This window comes from Falsigemmobacter intermedius, from assembly GCF_004054105.1.
Taxonomy (GTDB): domain Bacteria; phylum Pseudomonadota; class Alphaproteobacteria; order Rhodobacterales; family Rhodobacteraceae; genus Wagnerdoeblera; species Wagnerdoeblera intermedia.
Genome location: NZ_SBLC01000038.1, coordinates 1 through 21,392 on the forward strand (window position 1 = coordinate 1; position 21,392 = coordinate 21,392).

Below are 21,392 nucleotides of genomic sequence, written 5' to 3' on the forward strand. Positions count from 1 at the left end.
ATTGTGACGATCCCACCTTGGCACAAAGATGCCGTCGGGGGGCGGTTACAACATCAGAGTCCTTTCACCCCCTCGTGCAGTTGATGAAGCCACTGGGTTTTCATGACTATGTGAAACTTCAGACCGAGGCGCGTGCGGTCCTCTCAGACAGCGGCACCATCACCGAGGAATCGGCGATCCTGAACTTTCCCGCGCTCAATCTGCGCGAGGCCCATGAGCGGCCTGAGGGTATGGAGGAGGGCGCCGTCATGATGACCGGCCTTGATGCCGATCGGATGCGCCAGGCTCTGTCGATCCTGGAGACACAGGGGCGCGGCGCGCACCGGACTTTGCGCGAAGTCTGCGATTATAGGGTCCCAAATGTCAGCGAGAAGGTGCTGCGGATCCTGCACAGCTATACCGGCTATGTGAACCGGGTTGTCTGGCGAAAGGAGTAGCGCCATGCGCCTTGCGCTGATCGCGGATTGCTATCCCCCGCTGCGCAGCTCCGGTGCGGTGCAGATCCGCGATCTGACGCGGGCGCTGGTCGCTGAGGGGCATCAGGTGACGGTTCTGCTGCCCGCGACCGGTCAGAAAATGCCCTGGTATCAGGAGGAGAGCGATGGCGCCGTGATCCTGCGGCTCAGGGCGCCGCGGACCAAAGACATCAGCCACCTGCGCAGACTTCTGGCAGAGTCTGCCATGCCCTGGGCCATGGCCCGCAATCTGGCCCGCAGCCCCTTTGCGGGCGCGGCATTTGACGCGGTGATCTGGTATTCGCCCTCGATCTTTTTCGGCCCTCTCGTGCGGCGGCTGAAAAAACGCAATGGCTGCCCGGCCTATCTGATCCTGCGCGACATCTTTCCCGATTGGGCAGCCGATCTTGGGATTTTGCCGCGCAAAGGTCCGGCGTTTCGCCTGCTGCGCGGGGTGGCGCGGGCGCAGTATCGCGCCGCAGACATCATTGGCGTGCAAAGCCCCGGAAATCTGGCGCTTCTGCGCGGGCAGACCGGTCGGGCGAGAGCCGAGGTTTTGCAAAACTGGCTGGGGGCGGCGGCCTCTGCGCCGCATCCGGTTGCCTTGCAGCAAAGCCCCCTGGCCGGGCGGAAGATCTTTCTTTACGCGGGCAATATGGGGATCGCCCAGGGTCTGGATGTGGTGATTGACCTGGCCCGGGCCATGGAAGCGCGGCGCGATGTCGGTTTTCTCTTTCTGGACCGCGGCAGCGAGGCTGACCGCTTGCGCGGACGGGCCGGGGGGCTTTCAAATGTGCTGTTTCATGATGAGATTGCCCCCGATGAGATCCCGGCGCTCTGCGCAGACTGCGCGGCCGGTCTCGTCATCCTCGACCCGCGCCACCAGAGCCACAATATCCCCGGCAAGTTTCTGACCTATATGCAAAACGGCCTGCCCGTCCTTGCCTGCGTCAATCCCGGCAATGACCTTACGGGCCTTATCCGACAGGCGGGAGTCGGTGTCGTCGCCGAGCGGAGTGACCCCGCAGAACTGCACCCGCTGGCAGAGGCGCTGCTCGTGCAGATCAGTGAGGACAGAGGGCTCTCCGCGCGGTGCCGTGATCTTTTCGCGCGCAACTATAAAGCAAGCCTTACGGCATCGCAGATAACGGAAGCTTTAAGGGCGGCGGCAGATCTTTAAAAGGCTTCGGAGTGACTTCTCTGTGTCGGACGGTTTCCCCTCCCCAGGAACGATCTGTTGTCTGGGGGGGCGTCCCGTGTCAGGCGGCCATTCAGCCCTGAGAGATTAAGCCGGGTAACCCGCGGGCAGAAAAGGCCTGGCCGGATGCCCCGGCCCAGGTCAGGGGCGGTCGCCCTGGCGGTTGCCTTCGGCGTCTGTCCACCAGCAGATCACCCGGGGTTCCTGGCGGCCGGACGGGTCGGCAGCCTCCGGATCGGCGAGGATGTCGCGGTGGCAGAGCAGGCCCGCGATCTCCATCTCGGAGGAGGCATGGTGGCCGAAGGCGCGGCTGAGGACGCGGTCGATCAGCCCGGGGGTCAGCTCATCGGGGCGGGCGCTGGCCGGGTCGGCCATGATCTCGCTCAGCCTTGCGCGGCGGGCGTCTTCGGCTTCAAGCAGAGCGGTCACTTTCGCGCGGAACTCAGGCTCTGTGGCGGCATAGGCCTCAAGGGTCGGCAGGCTCTTGCGGGGGGGCTTTTTCAGCTTCAGATGGCCGCCTTTGTAAAGACCCAGCAGCAGCCGCGCGCCGATCGGCGAGGTCAGATTGACCGTGGCTTCATGAAAAGCGAGGTCCTTATCCTCGGGGCTCAGGCGCACATTCAGCGGACGACCTTCAAGCACGGTCCGGCGCAGCAGGGCGGCCGCCGGCGTGCGGTGCACATCGGGGATCATGTCCACGACGCTGAGCACGGGCTTCATCAGGGCACGGACATCCCACAACATGCGCAAATCCTTCTCGCAGGCCGGGTGTCCGGCCGTCAGGCTGAGGATTTAACGCATGACGGCCAGTCGCGTCCACCCCAATGCCGGCGGGCCCTGGCCGCCGAAGAGGGTCAAAGCGGAACGGCAAAAGCGACAGGTGTTCAGATGGACGGATGACCCTTGACTGCGGGGGCGCTCAGCGGCCTGCGATCCGGCGGTAGTTCGCCACAAGGTCGTTGAACCGCTCGCCCTGAATGGCGACGTGATCAAAAAGGCACCGCCCGGCCAGCTCGCTGTCGCCCCGGGCCAGAGCTTCCCAGATGGCCTCATGCTCGGCGAGGGATTGCGAGAGCCTGTGGCGCACCTCCAGCTGACGCAGGCGGAAGGGTTGCAGGCGGCTGTGCAGCCGCGCGGCTTCGGCAGCAAGAAAGCCATTGCCGGAGGCTTCATAGATCAGATCGTGAAACTGATGGTTTGCGGCGTAATAGGCGGCCTTATCCGATCTGGCAGCGGCCTCCCGGCAGAGATCCAGCGCCCTGGCCAGATCGTCCAGCGCGGGAGCAGAGATGCGGCGGGCGGCGTAGCGGCCGCAGATCGCCTCAACCTCTGCCATGACCTGAAACATCTCAAGCACTTCATCGAGACTGGGAAAATGCACAAAGGTGCCGCGCCTGAGTTCATGGCGCACCAGCCCCGAGCCGGAGAGCATCTGCAAGGCCTCACGCAGAGGGGTTCTTGAGACGCCGAACTGCTCTGCGAGGCGCTGCTCATCCAGGCGCTCACCATCTTTGATGGCACCGGTGATGATCCTTTCAATCAGCGCGTCACGGATCTGCTCTGCGGGTCTCATCGCGCCTCACTCGTGCATCCAGAAATGTCGCTCTTGTATACAAAACGATTGACCGCTGGTCCAGCGTGACGCAGGCTGACCGCGATCGGGAGGAGTGGAGGCCTGCCGTCGTTTCAGATTTCAGGGAGGAGATGAGATGAAAGCTTGGAAACATCTGGCGCTTGCGGGCATTTTGGGGGTTACGGCGCTGACGCCGGCCTTTGCCAAGGAACTGCGCCTGTCCCATCAGTTTGCAACCGGGGACGTCCGCCATAAGGTTGCGGAAATGATCGCAGAGGAAGTGGCTGCCGCCAATGTCGATCTGTCGATCAAAATTTTCCCGGCCAGCTCGCTCTTTAAGGCCAACGATCAATATATCCCGCTGACCCGCGGCCAGCTGGATATGACGCTCTTCCCGCTGTCTTATGCGGGCGGCCAGCAACCGGTTTATAACCTGACGCTCTTTCCGGGGCTGATCAAAAGCCACGCCCATGCCAAGCGGGTCAATGAATCCCCCTTCATGGAAGAGCTGGAAAAGGTTCTGAATGAAGAGGACGTCAAAACCCTGGTGCGCGGCTATCTGGCCGGTGGTTTTGCCTCGGTCGGTGACTGCGTCACGCGTCCCGAGCATGTGAAGGGCAAAACCGTGCGCGCAGCGGGCAAGGGCTTTGAGGAAATGCTGGCCCATGCCGGTGCCTCGATCGCCTCGATGCCCAGCTCAGAGAACTACAATGCCATGCAGTCGAAAATTCTGCAGGCGCTGAACACCTCGTCCTCGAGCTTCGTGTCCTTCCGGCTTTATGAGATCGTGGACTGCTATACCCCGGCTGCGGAAAATGCGCTGTGGTTCATGTATCAGCCCGTGGTCATCAATAAGACCACCTTCGACGGTCTGACCCCTGAGCAGCAAAAGGCGCTGACCGACGCCTCTGCCAAAGCCGAAGCCTGGTATTTTGAGCAGGCTCAGGCCGATGACGCGGCCTCGGTCGAGGTCTTTCAGAAAGCGGGCGTGAAAATCGCCACCATGACCGAAGAGGACATCGAGGCCTGGAAGGCTGTGGCCCAGGAAAGCTCGTTTAAGAAATTCGCCGATGAGGTGCCGGACGGACAGCGCTGGCTCGATCTGGCGACCTCGGTTGAATAAAAAAGTCTGATGGCATTGCTGCCCGGCTTGAGGAGGTCGGGCAGTGATGTGGGAAGGGGGAAAATATGTCCGGAACACTTCCGGGGGCGGTCAGCGGGCCGCGGGAAGGCGATGCCTTTATCCGGGTGGTACACAGTATTTCGCGGCTCTGCGGCGTGGCGGCTGCAGGTCTGCTGATCGCAGCGCTGCTGGTCACCTGCCATATGATCATTGTGCGCTCTTTTCTGGGGCAGTCGACGATCTGGCAGACCGAAACGGTCATTTATCTGACGATTGGGGCGATTTGCGTCGGCCTGCCCTATGTGCAGATGCTGCGGGGGCATGTGAATGTCGATCTGATTCCGCTGGCCATGGGGCCGAAACTGCGGCTGATCTGGATGGTGCTGATCCTGATTGTCTCGATCGTCGTGGTGGCGATGATCGCCTGGTACTCATGGGAGTATCTGCATCAGGCCTGGAAGAGGAACTGGAAAAGCCCCACCGTCTGGGCGCCCCGGATCTGGTTTGTCTGGACGGCGATGCCTTTGGGCTTCGGGCTTTTGCTGCTGCAACTGATTGCAGATCTTTGGGGCCAGCTGCGCGGCTATGAGCGCCCCTTCTGGCTGGAGGGGAAATAATGGATCCTTTAACCCTTGGCCTGCTGGTGGCTGTTGCGACCATTGCGGTGCTCTTCTCCGGCATCTCGATCGGGGTCGGCCTGCTGGTCGTTGCGGCCGCGTTTCTGCTGATTTTCGACGGCCCGCGCTCGCTTGAGATGATCCCTGAGATCTTCTTCGGCGATCTGAACTCTTTTACCATTCTCTCGATCCCGATGTTTATCGTCATGGGCGCGGCCATTGCCTCGACCCGGGCGGGGGCGGATATCTTTGAGGCGATTGAGCGCTGGCTGACCCGGGTTCCGGGTGGTCTCGTGGTCTCCAACATCGGGGCCTGTGCGCTTTTCGCCTCCATGTCGGGGTCTTCGCCTGCGACCTGTGCGGCCATCGGCAAGATGGGCATCCCCGAGATGCAAAAGCGCGGCTATCCTGATGAGGTGGCGGCAGGCTCCATCGCGGCGGGCGGCACGCTGGGCATTCTGATCCCGCCGTCGGTGACGATGATCGTTTATGGCATTGCGACCGAGACCTCGATCGGGCGGCTGTTTCTTGCGGGTCTGGTGCCGGGGATCATGCTGGCGCTGATCTTCATGGCCTGGTCGATTTTTGCGACCTGGCGCGCGGGCGGGGCGCATATTTTCACCGGCCGCAGCTACAGCCTTAAGGAACGGCTTGAGATCCTGCCCCGGGTCATTCCCTTCCTCGTCGTGGTCGTTCTGGTGCTCTACGCCATGTACGGCGGCATCGCCACGACCTCAGAAACCGCTGCCGTCGGGGCCGTGGCCTGTCTGGTGATGGCCGTGGTCATCTATAAAATGTGGCAGCCGCGCGCGATCTGGGGCGTGTTGCGCGACAGCACCCGCGAAAGCATCATGATCCTCTTCATCATGGCCGCCGCAGGTGTCTTTGCCTATATGATGTCCTCGCTTTTCATCACTCAGGCGCTCGCGGAATGGATCGCGGGACTTGAGGTGAACCGCTGGGTTCTGATGCTCATCGTCAATATCTTCCTTCTGGTGGCCGGTTTCTTCCTGCCCCCGGTCGCGGTGATCCTGATGACGGCCCCGGTCCTGCTGCCGATCCTGCAGACGGCGGATTTTGACCCCTATTGGTTCGCCGTCATCCTGACGATCAACCTTGAGATCGGGCTGATTACGCCGCCGGTCGGGCTGAACCTCTTTGTGATCAACTCGATCGCGCCGCAGATTTCTCTACGCACGATCCTGCTGGGCTCGCTGCCCTATGTCATGTGCATGGTACTTGCGATTGTTATCCTGTGCTTCTTCCCCTGGATCGCCACCGGTCTGCCGGATCTGGTGATGGGTGAAGCAATCAGGTGACAGAAAGGGCGTAATGATGGCCGGTCGGTTTTCTTTCTTCAGCGAGATGGTTGCGGGGCTTCTGGAACGGACCCCTTTCCGCTCGCAGGCCGCGACAGAGGCGGGGCTTCCCGCGCTCTGTCAGGCTCTGGTTTCAGGTCGGGGTGAGGTCTCGGGCAAGCGGATCGCGGCGGAAATTCTGTCGCGTTACCGCGAGATCGGGCCTGAGGAGCGCCTGGCCTTCTTTCACTCCATGGCGAAAGACATGGATGTGGAACCGGCCTCTATCATCAAAGCGGCGCAGGCCTATGCTGAGGCCCCTTCGGGGCGCAGCTATCAGGCCCTGGCCACCGCGGCCGAGCCGCCGCGCCAGGAGTTTCTGCGCCGTCTGAACCAGGCACCCGGTGCCACCTTTGAGCTGGTGAAGATGCGGCTGGAGCTTTTGAAACTCCTGCCGGATCATCCTGAACTGGGTCCGCTGGATGTGGATTTCACCCATCTCTTCCGGTCCTGGTTCAACCGCGGCTTTCTGGTTCTGCGCCGGATCGACTGGCATACGCCCGCCAATATCCTTGAAAAGATCATTCAATATGAGGCGGTTCACGCCATCAATGACTGGTCAGATCTTCAGCGCCGCGTGCTGCCTACGGATCGGCGCTGCTTTGCCTTTTTCCACCCCGCCATGCTGGAAGAGCCGCTGATTTTCGTGGAAGTGGCGCTGACGCCTGGCGTGCCGGATTCCGTGCAGCAGCTTCTGGCCGAAGCCCGCGCCCCGATCAGTGAGGCAGAGGCGGATACGGCGGTCTTTTACTCAATCTCGAACTGCCAGGAGGGGCTGCGCGGCATCTCCTTCGGAAACTCACTGATTAAACAGGTGGTTGAGGAGCTTCATCACGAACTGCCCGGGATCACGACCTTTGTCACCCTGTCCCCGATCCCCGGGTTGATGAAGCATCTCAGCGCCAGCGAAGATCCGGCGGCGGCTGCGATCATCGCGGCCAGCCGGGAGGGGGCATCTGCCCTCGCGCCTCACTCCGCTGATCTGCGCCGGCTTGCGGCGGATTATCTTCTGAATGCGCGCAATGCCCGCGGCGAGCCCGCCGATCCGGTGGCGCGCTTTCATCTGGGCAATGGTGCCCAGGTTCATAAAATCCATGCCGGAGCGGATACCTCGCCCAATGGCCTGCGCCAGTCTGCGGGGGCCATGGTGAACTATCTCTATGATCCGGCGCGGATCGAAACCAATCATGAAGCTTTTGTCAGCGATCAGGTGATCGCGGCATCCAAAGAGGTGAGGGCGCTCAGCCAGGCCGCCCCCGCAGCAGGAAAGACGAAATGACCAATCCGCTTTTTGACGCGCTGATCGCGCCCCATGCCAACCGTGACGCGCCGCTGCTGATCCTGGAAGATGAGAGCGAAATTTCCGGCCGCAGCTTTGTGACCCGCGCGCAGAAATATGCCCGCGTGCTGAGCGATCTGGGGCTGAAGCCCGGCGACCGCATGGCCGTTCAGGTGACGAAATCGGGTGAGGCTCTGGCGCTTTATGCGGCAAGCCTTGCCGCGGGCGTGGTGTTTTTGCCTTTGAACACGGCCTATACGGCGGCTGAGGTGACCTATTTCGTCACGGATTCCGGCGCGGCCCTTCTGGTGGGCGACCCCTCGAAAGAGGCCGCGCTGCGTGAGGTGGCGTCGGGCGCGGGGGCGCTGTTTGAAACCCTGGGGGGGGACGGAAAAGGCACGCTATCCGCACGGGCTGACAGCGCGGCGGAGGGCTTTGCTCCGGTCGCGCGCGGCGCGGAGGATCTGGCCGCGATCCTTTATACCTCAGGCACCACCGGGCGCTCTAAGGGTGCGATGCTGAGCCAGCGTAACCTTTTGGAAAACGCGAAGGTTCTGGTTGAGGCCTGGCGCTTTACGGCAGATGACACCCTGCTTCACATGCTGCCGATCTTTCACACCCACGGGCTTTTCGTGGCCTCGAACGTCTCGCTGCTCTCGGGGGGGCGGATGATCTTCCTGCCGGGCTTCCGCGCGGATGAGGCGCTGAAATGGCTGCCGAAGGCGACCACGATGATGGGGGTCCCGACCTTTTACACCCGCCTTCTTGGCGAGCCGGGCTTTACCCGCGATCTCACCGCCCACATGCGGCTTTTCACCTCCGGCTCGGCCCCGCTGCTGGCGGAGACCCATATCGCCTTTGAGGATCGCACCGGCCACCGCATCCTTGAACGCTATGGGATGACTGAGACCAATATGACCACCTCAAACCCCTATGACGGTGAGCGCCGGGCCGGAACCGTTGGCCCCGCCCTGCCGGGGATTGAGGTCAAAATCACCGACCCCCAGACCGGCGAAACCATGGCCCAGGGCGAGCCTGGCATGATTGAAGTGCGCGGGCCCAATGTCTTCAAAGGCTATTGGAACATGCCCGAGAAGACCGCCGAAGAGCTGCGGGCGGATGGCTTTTTCATCACCGGAGACATCGGGGTTCTGGACCAGGATGGTTATGTGACCATCGTCGGACGGCAGAAAGATCTCATTATCTCCGGGGGGTATAACATCTATCCCAAAGAGATTGAGCTGATCCTGGATGAGCAGCCCGGAGTTGTGGAAAGCGCTGTCGTTGGTGTGCCCCATCCGGATTTCGGTGAGGGCGTGGTGGCGGTCCTTGTGCGCAGCAAAGATCAGGCCCCGGATCTCGATGCCGTACAGGCCGCCGTGGCTGCAGGCCTTGCGCGGTTCAAACAGCCCAAGCGCTATGTCGTGGTGGATGATCTGCCGCGCAACACCATGGGCAAAGTGCAGAAAAACCTTCTGCGCAAAGAATTCGAAGACAGCTTCCGGACCTGAAGTTCAGCCCGCTCCCTTCGGAACAGGCTGTCAGAGGGCACCGGAACACCTTATTTTGTAACTAAAGCAGCGCGCCCTTATGGGCGCGTTGTGCAGTGATGGACGGGGCCGGGGTTTGCCTCCTGAAAGGGCTTTTTTACCCGTCGTTTTAACGGCCCGTCGTCTCGCAGGGTCTTTTAGCGCTCACTCCGCAACAGGGCAGGCACGGGGCTGCCCTCCGCTCGGGCGGGCCAGCTTTGTTACATGTCGGCCTTTCACCCCGCGATGCCGGAAATTGAGCCACGGACGACTTCAACTCTCAGTGATCGCCACCGGAAAGCCATTCCTCCTTCGGGGCGCTTAAACCGCCTCAAAGCCGCGCGCTTTTCCGGAACACGACGGCCCCTTCGGGCCGAGGGATCCGCGCATCCGGGGGACAGGGGCCGGGCGGCGAGGCTGCGGGCATTGGCCTGCCGATCTGAGAACGCGGGGTGCAAGGTCTGAGCGGGAGAACAAATTCCTTCTTTTTCACAGAATTTCAGTGCTTTACCACCGAACTCCCAAGGGTTATGGGAGCTGCCGGGGAAAGCTTTTTGAGCGGGAGAGATCGGGATGGCAAATCTGTGCTGAGCCTGTCGGAGATCCGGGAGGGTGCTCTTGCCGCATGCGGCCTGTGCAGGCATCAGCCGTGGAAAATCGCCGGCTTCCAGGAACCCCAGGGCCTGTGGGTTGCGTTGCCCTCTTGACGGCTCGTAAAGCTTGTAAAACCCTGTCCCACCGGTTCGACCGCTGCAGTACGCCATGGCTGCAGGAGTATGAGATGCGATCAGATCCACTCCAGCAGATTTTTCACAACTCTGAGGTCGTTCTGCGGGCGCAGTTTCACAATCTGCGCCGCCAGATGCCGCTGATGTACGGGCTGATGGCGGCCAATATCGCCTTTCTGACCGTGGCCACCTACGAGGGGATGCTGCGCGCGCACAGCATCGTCGGGGGAGCGCTGCTGGGGGGATTTTGCCTGCTGCGGGCGGTGATGTGGCTGCGCAGAGGCGATGCGGAGCCTGCCGATATTCGCCGCTATCTGCAGGGCAGCGTGATGGTTTCCGCAGCCCTTGGCGCGGCCTTTGGCGGCTGGTGCTATCTGCTTTTGTCCGGGGTTGATCCGGCGCGGCAGCCCGCGATTGCGCTTTACGCCTTCGTGGGCGTCATAACCTGTTGTTATTGCCTTCAGGCGCTGCCCCTTGCGGGCTGGTTTGTGCTGATCTTCGGCTCGGTTCCGGTGACGGTGCATCTGCTGTCCTCAGGGGCCTGGTATCTGATCGGCACGGGGGTGATGTTTGTCTGCGCCTCCGTTTTGATTATTCAGTCCCTTGCGACGAGCTATCAGACGTTCTCGGATCTGCTTTATTCGCGCAAGGAGATGAGCGGTCTGATTGAGGCTTTGCAGCACAGTCACGACCATTATCGCGCCTCCGTTGAACTCAATCCTCAGATCCCCTGGATCGCAGATCCCAAAGGCGCGGTGATCGAACTCAGCCCGCGCTGGTCGCAGCTGACGGGTGTGAAGCTTTCAGACGGGCTGGGCTATGGCTGGCTGAAGATTGTGCATACGGACGATGTTGAAGAGGCCCGCGCGATCTGGGAGCAGGCGATTGCTTCGGGGGGAAAGCGCCCGGCCGATGTGCGCTACCGCATTCGTCTGGCTGATGGCAGCTACCGCTGGTACCGGGCCAGGGCTTCGGCGCGCCTGGGCGAAGTGGGAGAGGTGACCGCCTGGTTTGGCACCCTTGAGGATATCGACGAGCAGGTCGCCGCTGAGCGGCTGCTCAGAGAAAGCGAGGAGCGCTACCGCCTCGCCTCACTGGCGACCAATGATATCATCTGGGACCTGGATTTCCGGACCAGCCACATCTTCTGGAACAGCGCGGCGACGGCCGTTCTGGGGTATCCCGCAGATAAGGAGGGGGTTTCCCTCGCCTGGTGGATGGAGCGGGTGCATCCCGGTGACCGACGCAAGCTGGTGGAAGAACTGCGGGTGATCCTGAAGACGCGCCAGTCGCTCTGGGCCAGCGAGTTTCGCGGGCGGGGCGCGGATGGCGCTTACCGCAGCCTGGCTTCGCGTGCCTATGTCGTGCGGGATGACGAAGGCTGGGCCATTCGCCTGATCGGCTCGCTTCAGGATGTGACGGGGCAGAAAGAGAATGAGGCGCGGCTTTACCAGGCGGCGCATTCTGACTTTCTGACCGGCCTCGCGAACCGCGCCAAGTTCAACGAAAACCTGCAATCCGCGCTGACTGAGGCCGGGCGTGCCGGGAAAAGGGTGCTTTTGCTGGTCATGGATGTGGACCGCTTCAAGACCGTGAATGACGGCTGGGGCCATGATGCGGGTGATACGCTGCTGCGCGAAGTGGCGCAGCGTCTGCAGCGCTTTGTTCCGGAAGCGGCCACGGTTGCGCGGCTTGGCGGCGATGAATTTGCGCTGATCCTGCCTGAGCCGGACAGGCTGGGCCTGCCGGAGGATCTGGTCGGCGATCTGATCGCTGCGTTGAGCCGTCCTGTGCGCTTCAACGGCCGCCAGATCGGCCTGAGCCTCAGCGCGGGGGCCGCGATTGCCTTCAGTGACGGCGATACGGCAGAGGCTTTGCATAAAAGTGCCGATCTGGCGCTTTATGCCGCCAAAAAGCAGGGGCCTGGTCATATCCGCTTTTTCGAAGAGGCATTCCGGGATGAAGCGCGGCGCGAGACGCAGATGCTTTCCGACGCCCGCGCCGCGTTGCTGGAAGACCGGATCGTTCCCTTCTATCAGCCCAAGATCTGTCTGCGCAGCGGCGCGCCCCTCGGCTTCGAAGCGCTTTTGCGGTGGCATCATCCTGACGGGGTGCGCCCGCCGTCGTCGATCAGCGCCGCCCTGGCCGATCCCGGCCTTTCGGTGCAGTTGACCGACCGCATGCTGGACGGGGTGATTTCAGACATCACCCGCTGGCGCGGCATGGGGCTGAACGTGGGCCGTGTGGCCGTAAACGGGGCTTCAGGCGATTTCCTGCGCGGTGATTTCGCTGAGCGGATCCTGAACCGTCTGGCCCAGGCAGGGCTGCCCCCTTCGGTTCTTGAGGTTGAGGTGACGGAGACCGTTTTCCTGAGCCAGAAGGCCCGGAACGTGGAGACCATTCTGCAGAAGCTGTCGCACGCGGGGATCACCATCGCGCTTGATGACTTTGGCACCGGCTATGCCTCATTAACCCATCTGAAGCAGTTCCCGGTCGATACGATCAAGATCGACCGCTCGTTCATCTCGCGCCTTGGCGGGCCTGCCTCGGAAGACAGCGTGATTGTCGATGCGGTGGTGGATCTGGCGCGCAAACTCGGCATCACTTCGGTGGCTGAGGGGATTGAGACCGCCACCCAGGCCTCGATGCTGAAAGCGCGGGGCTGCGATGTGGGGCAGGGCTATTTCTTCGGCCACCCGATGCCCGCCGATCAGGTGTCTGAGCTTCTGAAAGCGGGGGGCATTGCCTCAGAAAGCGGGCTCTTCGGCTGAGCCGGGCCGGGGGCAACCATCTGCCCGTCAGCAAAATGTCGACTGAGAAGCTGCCCGCCAAAGGTTCGGGCATTTTTGCATCGCCCGCCGCTGTTCATTAAGCCTTGGTGTCGCCGCGCTTGTCGGATGGTTAAATCGGGTTCAGGCTTTTGGGACATTCGCATCAGGAGTCACAAATGTTCACTCAACTCGATGCCTTCCGTCCCTATGCGCTCGGCCTGCTGCGCATTATGGCCGGTCTTCTCTACTTCGCGCATGGCACCCAGAAGCTCTTCGATTTCCCCGTCCCTGGTCCCGGCACGCTCAGCGGCCTTGTGCTTGTCTCGGCCCTGCTTGAGGTCGTGGGCGGGGCGATGATTATTCTGGGTCTTTTCACGCGTCCGGTCGCTTTCGTGCTCTCGGGGCATATGGCGGCGGCCTATTTTATGGCCCATGCGCCGCAAAGCTTCTGGCCGGTGGCCAATGGCGGGGACGCGGCAATTTTGTTTTCTTTCGTCTTTTTGCTGCTGGTCACCACCGGACCCGGAGCCTTTGCCATCGACAATTCGATGAAAGAAACGGTCTGACAGGCTGATCTGCCCTGCCCCCGGGCCCTCGGAACGCCCGGGGGAGGGGCGCCTGATATCCGGCGCTGAATTGCTGTGCTTTTTCAACGCGACCCGGCCGGTTTACCCGTAAATCCTCTGCATCGGATCAACGACACCTGTCCCCGGGCGCGAGGGGAACCTCTGTCAGGCCGGGGGGACGGCCCCCTGCGGAGGGGTATTCCCGCGCACGGCTCCCTCGTTTCCATTCAAACGGGAACTCAATCGGGCAGCCCCGGTTTTCTAAAGGGTGGGGCTTCGGTCCTGCATCCCTTTCATCACAGGAATCGCGCCATGACTGAGACGAACCCGCATCATACCGCCGAGCATCGTGAAGAGTTCTGGGACCGCCTCGAAGACTGCCGCAGCGGTATGCTTGAGGTGGGCGGCCGCTTCGTTCCCATGACCCATAATCTTGAGCCTGAAGACGGCCGGATCTGGTTTCTGACGGCCAAAGGCACCGATATGGCCGCATCCGCCGCCGCGAATGAAGAGAGCCGCTATGTGGTCAGCAATGACTCGCAGGCGCTATATGTGGCGGTGAAGGGCGTGCTGCACCGCTCAGACGATCCCCAAAAGCTTGAGGAAGTCTGGAACGAGATGGCAAAGCTCTGGTTTGAGGAGGGCAAACAGGACCCTGATCTCGAGCTGATTTATCTGCAGCCAAAAACGGCTGAGGTCTGGCTTGGACCCGAAAGCGGCCTCAAGTTTTTCTGGAGCGTCGTGAAGAGCAAAGTCACCGACGAAGAGCCGGATTTTGGCTCGCATTTCGAACTGACGTTCTGAGCGACAGACCTCTGATCTGCCCTGACTGCCGCGCCTGCCTTTGAGAAAAAGGCAGGCGTCCGGCGTTCGGGCACTCTGTCAGAGGGTAATCCGACTGCCGGTGACGATGCGCGGCAACAGCGCCGCATCATGGCTGATGGCCAGGATCCCGATGTTCCGGCTGCGGCTGATCGCGCTCAGAAGCTGCCAGATCTGCGCCTGCGAAATCTGATCGAGAGATGCGGTGATCTCATCGGCGATCAGAAAGGCCGGATCCGCCGCCAGGGCCCGCAGGACGGACACGCGCTGCAGCTGCCCGCCGGAGAGTTCATGCGGATAGCGGTGCAACCATTCCTCTGCGATCCCGAAGGCCTCGCGCTGCGCTTCGGGAACAGGCCTCGCCTCCGCAAGAATTCGGGCGATCCGCCAGCGCGGGTTCATCGCCAGGATCGGGTTTTGATGCAGGTATTGCACCGGCAGACACCCCCGTTCGGGCAAAGCGGCGCCGTTCAGCAGCACTTCACCGCCCGCGAGCGGATGCAGACCGGCGAGGGCGCGGCCCAGGGTCGTTTTACCCGCCCCCGAGCGGCCCGAAAGCCCGTGGATTTCCCCGCGCCGCAGAGAGAGGGTCAGACCCTGAAAGAGCGGTTTTCCGGCAAATCCGGCGGCGAGATTGCGGGCCTCAAGCATCGGTCAGAAATCCGTTTTCCGGCAGCGCCAGCCAGAGCGCGCGGGCATAGAGGCTGCGCAGCGCCGCTCCGGTGCCGGTGAAATCGCAGGCCGCCTCCAGCCCGCACATCTCTCCGTCGCAAAGCAGTGCAACCCGGTCGCAACAGGGCAAAGCCGCCGCCAGATCATGGGTAATCAGCAAAACCGCCCCGCCGCCCCTGGCATGGTGACGCAGCCCGCTCAGCACCCGGTCCCGGTTTTCCGGATCAAGCCCTGCGGTCGGCTCATCTGCGATCAGCAGATCCGGCGCGCCCGCCGCCGCTATGGCCAGCAGCACGCGCCGCGCCATACCGCCCGACAGCTGCGACGGATAAAGCCGCGCCGTCTCCGGCGAGAGATCATAGCGCGCCAGAAGCTCTTCCGGGCTGGCGGCTCCCTTTGTGCGCCGCAGCGCCCAGGCCAGTTGCGCCCCCACCCGTGCCAGCGGATCGAGATGGGTGATCTGCTGCGGCACCAGCGCCATTTTTCTTCCCAAAAGGCCCTCGGGCACACCATTTTCCAGGCTTTGGCCCTGAAAGGTGATCTTTCCGCCCGTCACGGCATTTGGCGGCAAAAGGCCAAAGATGGCATGGGCGAGCAGGCTTTTGCCCGCGCCCGATGCCCCGATAACGGCCAGAATTTCTCCGGCCTGAAGATCAAGCGTCAGGCCGGAAAGCCGCCGGACTTCACGCTGACGCAGCAGGCCGTCGTAGCACAAAAAGCCCACAGAGAGATCCTCAATCCTTAGCATTGTGCCCCTCTGGGGCTGAGGAGACGGCGCAGCGCGGTGCCGAGCATCTCAAAGGACAGAACCAGCCCCAGGAGCATCAGCCCCGGGAAGAGCGCCAGCCACCAGCGCCCGGCGCTGATATGGCGCATGGCCTCTGAGAGCATGACGCCGATCGCAGGGCGGGAGGGCTCCAGCCCGAAGCCGAGAAAGGTGAGCGCAGCCTCATGCAGGATCGCATGAGGAAACATCAGCAGAAATCCCACCAGCATCTGCGGCAGAAGATGCGGCAGAATATGGGCCCTTGTGATGTGCAGGCGCGTCCGGCCAAGCGCCCGCGCGGTCTCAACATAGGGGGCGGCGCGGATCTGCAGAAGCTCAGCCCGCAGGATCCGGGCGAGGCGTGGCCAATGGCTGATGGCCACCGCCAGGATGACCGCCGTGGTTCCCCCGCCGAAGGCGAAGGCCAGCAGGATCAGCAGCATCAGATGCGGCATGGCCAGAAAACCGTCGGTCACAAAAGCCGCAATCTGATCCGCCCGCCGCCCCAAGCCCGAAGCCATGGCCATCAGCGCGGAGAGTGCGACGGAAATCCCCGCTGCAAGCAGTCCGATCTGCAGGCTCAGCGCCAGCCCGTGCAGCGAACGGGCAAGGATGTCGCGCCCCATCTGATCGGTCCCGAAGGGATGCGCGGCAGCGGGCGCAAGATTACGGGCGCTGAAATCCGCGCGCAGGCCCAGATCCCCGAGCACAAACGGCAAAAGCGCGGTGGCGGCGATCAGGAAAAGGGCAAGGCCTGCGGCAAAGGCCGCGCTCTGGCGTCCATTCATGGTCCGGCCATCCGGGGGTCAAGGCGTGCATAAAGCCGGTCTGCAATCATATTGCCGCAGGATACGACCAGCGCCGTCAGAAGCGCGATGGCAAGCAGGAGCGGCACATCGCCTTTCAGTCCGGCCTCAACCGTGGCGCGGCCAAGGCCGGGCCAGGCAAAGACCTGCTCTGCCAGCAGCGAGCCGCCGATCATCTCTCCGACAGAGGCCATCAGCGCCGTCAGGGCGGGCAGGGCGGCATTGCGCGCTCCGTGGCGCAGCACGATATCCCATTGCCGCGCGCCCTGGGCCCGCGCCATCAGCACATAATCCGACTGCATCACCTCGGTCAGTCTGGCCCGGGTATGAAGGGCGATCTGCGCAACCCCAAAGAGTGTCAGCGCGGTTAACGGCAGGGTCAGATGATGCAGTTTTTGCAGGAGTGTGACCTGATCCGGCGGCAGACCCACCGGGCCCGCGCAACAGATCGGCGTCCAGCCGAGGCTGACGGAAAAGACCGTCATCAGCAGCATCGCCAGCCAGAAGGTCGGGGTTGCCGCCAGAAGATAGCAGTAAAGCCGGATGGCGCGATCGATCCCGCCCCCGGCCGCGACAGCCCAGAGCGCCAGCAGGAAGCCCAGGATCCCGGAGAGCGCCCAGGCCCCGCCCGTCAGTGCAAGCGAAGGGCCAAGACGGTCGGCCAGAACTTCGGCGACCGGCGCGTTATAGGTCGTGCTGTGCCCCGGATCGCCGCGCAGAAGATGCCCTGCCCAGGCGAAAAACTGTTCATGCGCGGGGCGGTCAATCCCCCAGGAGGCTGCAATCTGCGCTTTCTGCTCTGGGCTGACATGGGCGATGGCGGGGCCAAGATAGGCATCTACCGGATCGACCGGCGAGAGCTTCATCAGTGCAAAGACCGCCACTGCCACGAGGCTCAGCAGCAGCGCCTGCCGCAGGATCAGGGAGAGCGCGGTCACTTACTCGCAACTCCAGCGCCAGTTGGCGATCGTGGCCGTCACAGGCCAGCCATGGCCATGAGGCTCAATCTGCGTCGGGCCGATCTCAAGGCAGTCGCTGACAAAATAGACGTGATCGAGGTTCACAAGCCAGGCCCAGGCATTGTCGCCCCGGATCCCGAAGTCTGCCGCGGCCTCCGCCCAGAGCGGGAAAGAGGCCTCGAGGCTTTCGGCGCTCTGCGCTTTTGCGAAAAGCGCGTCGACTTTGGGATTGGTGTAATAGCCAGGGTTCGCCCAGCCGATGCCGGCCAGTTCTGAGGCGAAGATGCTGTAAAGCTGCAAGGGGGAATGGCTGCCAAAGCCGAAGACCACCGGCTCGGCATGCATCACCCGCGCAATCGCCTCCCAGCTGCCGCCGGTGGGCCGCGCCTCAATGCCTAAGGGGCGCAGCAGTTCTGCGACGGTCTCGGCAAGGGCCTGGCGCGTGGCGTCAGAGGCCGGGTAATGAATGCGGAATGCCGCCCGCAGCCCGTCTTTGACGCGGATGCCGTCATCGCCCTTGTGCCATCCGGCTGTCTCGAGAGTGGCGAGGGCTGCGGGCAGATCATAATCAGCGCGGTCCTGCGGGTCGGACCAGGGAAGCCCGTCCACAGAGCCCCAGGCCGGGGTGCCATGGCCGTGAAGGGCCACCTCAACCACGAGATCGCGGTCGAGACCAAGGTTGATCGCCCGGCGGATGGCGGGATCTGCCGTCACCGCATTGCCGATCCGGCGGCCGTCCTCTTCGCGCGGCAGACCGAAGGGCAGGCTGAGGCCGCGGTTGTCGACGCTGCGGGCGCGGATGGCGCGGAAGTTCGGCGGCAAAGCCTCGGCCAACTGCGCCGGGACTGAGACCAGATGCGCCACACCGGCCCGGGCGGCGGCAAGCCCGGCATCCTCGCCGGTAAAGAGAAAGGTGAGTTTTTCAAAGGCAGAGGGCGGGCCGTAATACTGCGGGTTCGGCTCGACGATCAGCTGCTCACCCTCCGCCCAGGCCACCAGCCGGAAGGGGCCCGAGCCGATCGGATTGCGGCCATACCCCGGCCCGTAAGAGGCGGCTGGCACAATTCCAAGCGTGTAAAAGCTCTCCGCAAAGGTGATCCAGGGCTTTGTCAGCGTGATCTTAACCCGCTGCGCATCAAGAGCTTCAGCGGCTTTCATCACCTGCAGATCGCGCTCTCCGGCGGCCGCCCTGGCAGCGTTGAAGGTGAAGGCCACATCCTCTGCCGTGAGCGCGGTGCCGTCTGAGAATTTTGCATCCGCACGGATGGTGATCGTCCAGGTCAGCCGGTCCTCTGAAAGCTGCCAGTCAGTCGCGAGATCCGGGCGCGTCGTCAGATCGGCATCGCGGGTCAGCAGGGTCGATTGAAACAGCGGATTGCCATAGCTGCCCCAGCCCATCACCGGATCAAATCCGGTCTCAGGCTCTCCGCCAATGGCGAGGACGAGAGAGGGCCCGCCCGCCTGCGCCAGGCCGGCTGAGAGCAGCAGCACCGCCAGTGATTTCGTCAGATCGAGCATCCTGGCCGTCCGCAGTATGATGAAACCTCAGTTTTTGCTTACCAATCCGGCGCGGCGGGTTGCAAGACCACGTCTTGCGCCGCCGTGCTGCGCAGGGCAGATTTTGCGAAAGCACATGGTGCGGGCTTTAAAAGCTGCCCGATTTTTAATCACAAGGAAGCCCGATGCAGCGCGTGACGGTAACTCTCGACGATGATCTGATGGAAGACCTCGACCGCGTGATGGCGGAGCGCGGCTATACCAGCCGCTCAGAGGCGATCCGGGATCTGGCCCGGGCCGGATTGACGCGCGCCCGTGTTGAGGCAAATTCTGAAGCGCCCTGTGTGGCGGCGATGGTCTATACCTATGACCATTCCGCGCGGGAGGTTTCGCGCCGCCTGACCGCTGCGCATCACGATTTTCACGACCTGACAGTCTCGTCGCTGCATGTGCATCTGGACCATGACGAATGCCTTGAGGTCTCGATCCTGAAGGGCAGCGTGGGAGAGGTGCGCCATTTCGCCGATCACCTTGTGGCGCAGCGCAAAGTTCAGAACGGCGAGGTCGTGATTATCCCGCGAAAGTAGAGATCCGGCCGTGGCGGAGTGTGCCTGTCCCCCGCGTCTCCTCAGGGCAGATTTTGCCGACAGGCGGCGAGAAGCCCCGCCGGGGGCGCACAGCAGCAATTTTCTGACACTTCCGGCTGCCTTCTTTTACGGCAGCCTTATCCCTGCCCTGCTGCGGGTGGCAGCGCTGAGAGTTTTGGGGCCGGTGATGCGCAATCAGGGCTTGCGAATTGCGCTGTTTACGCAATCATGACCGCCAGGGGCGTCATCAGAATGCCTGCAAACAACGCACCACTTTCCGGCACAAGAGTTTCAGATGACCCGACTTTTTCTGAGTTCCACCGCGCTTGCCCTGAGCCTGATCGCAGGCATGGCCCAGGCGGCTGATCTGCGCATCGCGCTGCAGGATGACCCGGATATGCTCGATCCGGCGCAGTCGCGCTCTTTTGTGGGGCGCATCGTCTATGCCTCGCTTTGCGACAAGCTGGTCGATCTGAACCAGAATGCCGAGATTGTGCCGATGCTGGCGACCGACTGGTCAACCTCAGAGGATGGGCTGAAGCTGGTCCTCAATCTGCGCGAGGGTGTTAAGTTTCACGACGGCGAGCCGATGGATGCGGCGGCGGTGGCTTATACGCTCAACCGCAACCTGACGCTGAAGGAAAGCCGCCGGAAATCGGAACTCGGCTCGGTGGAAAAAGTGGAAGCGACCGGCCCGCTGCAGGTGACGCTGACGCTGAAAGCGCCGGATGCCTCGCTGCTGGCGCAGCTCTCCGATCGGGCGGGTATGATCGTCTCGCCCAAAGCCGCAGAGGCGGCGGGCGCTGATTTCGGCCTCAAGCCGGTCTGTGCGGGCCCGTTCAAATTCGTTGAGCGGATTGCCCAGGACCGCATCGTGCTTGAGCGTTTTGCCGATTACTGGGACAAAGACCGCATCCACTTTGACAAAGTGACCTTTGTGCCGATCCCCGATACCACCGTGCGTCTGGCGAACCTGCAGTCGGGCGATGTGCATCTGGTGGACCGGATCGCCGCCACCGATGCTGAGGCCGTCCGGCAAAACAGCGCTCTGGGCTATGCCGAGGTCGTGGGTCTTGGCTCTATGGGCATCTATGTCAACACCGGCTTTGGTCCTAAAGCTGACAATGTGATGGCAAAAAGCGTCGAGCTGCGTCAGGCTTTTTCGGCAGCAATCGACCGTGAGGCGATCAACCAGGTGGTCTTCTCGGGCACCGCATTGCCCGGCAACCAGCCCTGGTCGCCGGTTTCGCCCTGGTATAACGCCGATATCCCGGTGCAGCCGCGCGACATTGAACGTGCGAAAGCGCTCGTGAAAGCTGCAGGCCATGACCGCGTTCAGGTGCAGCTGGAGCATCACAACAACCCGGTGGTCACTCAGACCATGCAGATGATTCAGGCCATGGTGGCTGAGGCAGGCTTTGATGTGCAGCTCGTCTCGACCGAATTTGCCACGCTGCTGACCATGCAGCAGGAGGGGAATTACGTCATGTCGCGCGGCGACTGGTCCGGTCGCGCCGATCCGGATGGCAACACCCATGCCTTCTATCACTCGAAGGGCGGGTTGAACAATTTCGGCTATTCCAACCCGGAGGTGGACCGCCTGCTGGATGAAGCCCGCGCCCTCTCTGACCCTGAAAGCCGCAAGCAGAAGTACGCTGAATTCGCTTCGATCATCACGCAGGAGCTCCCGATCATCACCCTTGGGCATCAGAAATTTCTCTATGGCTTCACCACGAAGCTGGAGGGGTTTCAGGCCTATCCGGACGCTATGATCCGCCTGCAGGACGTCAAACTGCAGTAAGTGAAGAGGCCTGCCCTTCAGGGCAGGCCGCCGCCCGCCTGGCCTGAGTGCGGTGACTGCCGGCGGGGCAGCGCTCTCATCGCTCCAGTGCCTGCCGGGTCGTGGCAGCGGACAAAGAGTGATCCACAAGCGATACCGAAAGGCGGTTGACGGGTCTGATGGCCCGTCCCGGCGTCTGCTTTCTGTCGTTTTCAGAAGCATTTGGGGTTGTTGCAGAACTTGCCGGTGCGCGGATTCACTTTGGTGTAGCAGTAGGTTAAGCGTCTTTGCATGACGAAATCTGAA

19 protein-coding genes are annotated in these 21,392 nt (G+C 62.4%); 12 read left to right on the forward strand and 7 right to left on the reverse strand.

Annotated features, from left to right (window positions below; genetic code table 11):
• Positions 1 to 437 (forward strand): UDP-N-acetylglucosamine 2-epimerase (locus EP867_RS16380; RefSeq protein ID WP_174722346.1); only part of this gene is annotated, 437 nt, incomplete at its 5' end.
• Between the two features lie 4 nt (positions 438 to 441).
• Positions 442 to 1,635, forward strand: coding sequence for a glycosyltransferase family 4 protein (locus tag EP867_RS16385; protein WP_128490547.1), 1,194 nt, complete (start codon positions 442 to 444; stop codon positions 1,633 to 1,635).
• Between the two features lie 159 nt (positions 1,636 to 1,794).
• Here the strand turns inward: EP867_RS16385 and EP867_RS16390 are convergent, their stop codons facing one another.
• On the reverse strand, positions 1,795 to 2,397 hold the full coding sequence (locus EP867_RS16390) for a hypothetical protein (protein ID WP_128490548.1): 603 nt from the start codon (positions 2,395 to 2,397) through the stop codon (positions 1,795 to 1,797).
• Positions 2,398 to 2,572: 175 nt separating this feature from the next.
• Positions 2,573 to 3,226 (reverse strand): GntR family transcriptional regulator, encoded by a 654-nt coding sequence (locus EP867_RS16395; protein ID WP_128490549.1) that lies wholly within the window; start codon positions 3,224 to 3,226, stop codon positions 2,573 to 2,575.
• A gap of 136 nt (positions 3,227 to 3,362) precedes the next feature.
• Here EP867_RS16395 and dctP point away from each other — a divergent pair, with 136 nt between their 5' ends.
• The 8 genes from dctP (at position 3,363) to EP867_RS16435 (ending at position 14,001) form a co-directional block, all read left to right on the forward strand.
• Positions 3,363 to 4,349 (forward strand): TRAP transporter substrate-binding protein DctP, encoded by a 987-nt coding sequence (gene dctP, locus EP867_RS16400; RefSeq protein ID WP_128490550.1) that lies wholly within the window; start codon positions 3,363 to 3,365, stop codon positions 4,347 to 4,349.
• A 65-nt stretch (positions 4,350 to 4,414) separates the two neighbouring features.
• Complete coding sequence (locus EP867_RS16405; protein WP_128490551.1) at positions 4,415 to 4,966, forward strand: TRAP transporter small permease; 552 nt, start codon at positions 4,415 to 4,417, stop codon at positions 4,964 to 4,966.
• Entirely contained in the window at positions 4,966 to 6,285 is a 1,320-nt protein-coding gene (locus EP867_RS16410) for a TRAP transporter large permease (protein WP_128490552.1), read from the forward strand. The genes EP867_RS16405 and EP867_RS16410 overlap by 1 nt, the downstream gene beginning before the upstream one ends.
• 16 nt (positions 6,286 to 6,301) lie before the next feature.
• Complete coding sequence (locus tag EP867_RS16415) at positions 6,302 to 7,603, forward strand: malonyl-CoA decarboxylase (RefSeq protein ID WP_206616356.1); 1,302 nt, start codon at positions 6,302 to 6,304, stop codon at positions 7,601 to 7,603.
• Positions 7,600 to 9,114 (forward strand): malonate--CoA ligase, encoded by a 1,515-nt coding sequence (locus EP867_RS16420; protein ID WP_128490553.1) that lies wholly within the window; start codon positions 7,600 to 7,602, stop codon positions 9,112 to 9,114. The genes EP867_RS16415 and EP867_RS16420 overlap by 4 nt, the downstream gene beginning before the upstream one ends.
• Before the next feature lie 799 nt (positions 9,115 to 9,913).
• Positions 9,914 to 12,631 (forward strand): putative bifunctional diguanylate cyclase/phosphodiesterase, encoded by a 2,718-nt coding sequence (locus EP867_RS16425; RefSeq protein WP_164888912.1) that lies wholly within the window; start codon positions 9,914 to 9,916, stop codon positions 12,629 to 12,631.
• A 176-nt stretch (positions 12,632 to 12,807) separates the two neighbouring features.
• Positions 12,808 to 13,197, forward strand: coding sequence for a DoxX family protein (locus EP867_RS16430; protein WP_128490555.1), 390 nt, complete (start codon positions 12,808 to 12,810; stop codon positions 13,195 to 13,197).
• A gap of 312 nt (positions 13,198 to 13,509) precedes the next feature.
• Complete coding sequence (locus EP867_RS16435) at positions 13,510 to 14,001, forward strand: pyridoxamine 5'-phosphate oxidase family protein (RefSeq protein ID WP_128490556.1); 492 nt, start codon at positions 13,510 to 13,512, stop codon at positions 13,999 to 14,001.
• A 78-nt stretch (positions 14,002 to 14,079) separates the two neighbouring features.
• Here EP867_RS16435 and EP867_RS16440 read toward each other — a convergent pair whose 3' ends face one another.
• From EP867_RS16440 to EP867_RS16460, 5 genes are read right to left on the reverse strand one after another with little or no spacing between them, the layout of a single operon-like run.
• Complete coding sequence (locus EP867_RS16440; protein WP_128490557.1) at positions 14,080 to 14,670, reverse strand: ABC transporter ATP-binding protein; 591 nt, start codon at positions 14,668 to 14,670, stop codon at positions 14,080 to 14,082.
• Positions 14,663 to 15,439, reverse strand: coding sequence for an ATP-binding cassette domain-containing protein (locus tag EP867_RS16445; protein ID WP_128490558.1), 777 nt, complete (start codon positions 15,437 to 15,439; stop codon positions 14,663 to 14,665). The genes EP867_RS16440 and EP867_RS16445 overlap by 8 nt, the downstream gene beginning before the upstream one ends.
• The gene (locus EP867_RS16450; RefSeq protein ID WP_128490559.1) at positions 15,433 to 16,245 is read right to left on the reverse strand and encodes an ABC transporter permease; all 813 of its coding nucleotides are present in this window, start codon (positions 16,243 to 16,245) and stop codon (positions 15,433 to 15,435) included. The genes EP867_RS16445 and EP867_RS16450 overlap by 7 nt, the downstream gene beginning before the upstream one ends.
• Positions 16,242 to 17,201: an ABC transporter permease gene (locus EP867_RS16455; RefSeq protein ID WP_241656946.1), complete on the reverse strand. Its 960-nt coding sequence runs from the start codon at positions 17,199 to 17,201 to the stop codon at positions 16,242 to 16,244. Before EP867_RS16455 ends, EP867_RS16450 begins: the two co-directional genes overlap by 4 nt.
• Positions 17,202 to 18,740, reverse strand: a complete 1,539-nt coding sequence (locus tag EP867_RS16460) for an ABC transporter substrate-binding protein (protein ID WP_128490560.1) — start codon at positions 18,738 to 18,740, stop codon at positions 17,202 to 17,204.
• Between the two features lie 164 nt (positions 18,741 to 18,904).
• Between EP867_RS16460 and nikR the strand changes: the two genes are divergently transcribed.
• A complete protein-coding gene (gene nikR / locus EP867_RS16465; RefSeq protein WP_128490561.1) occupies positions 18,905 to 19,306 on the forward strand; it encodes a nickel-responsive transcriptional regulator NikR in 402 nt (133 codons plus the stop codon).
• A 295-nt stretch (positions 19,307 to 19,601) separates the two neighbouring features.
• A complete protein-coding gene (locus EP867_RS16470; protein ID WP_128490562.1) occupies positions 19,602 to 21,107 on the forward strand; it encodes an ABC transporter substrate-binding protein in 1,506 nt (501 codons plus the stop codon).
• Positions 21,108 to 21,392 lie beyond the last annotated feature (285 nt).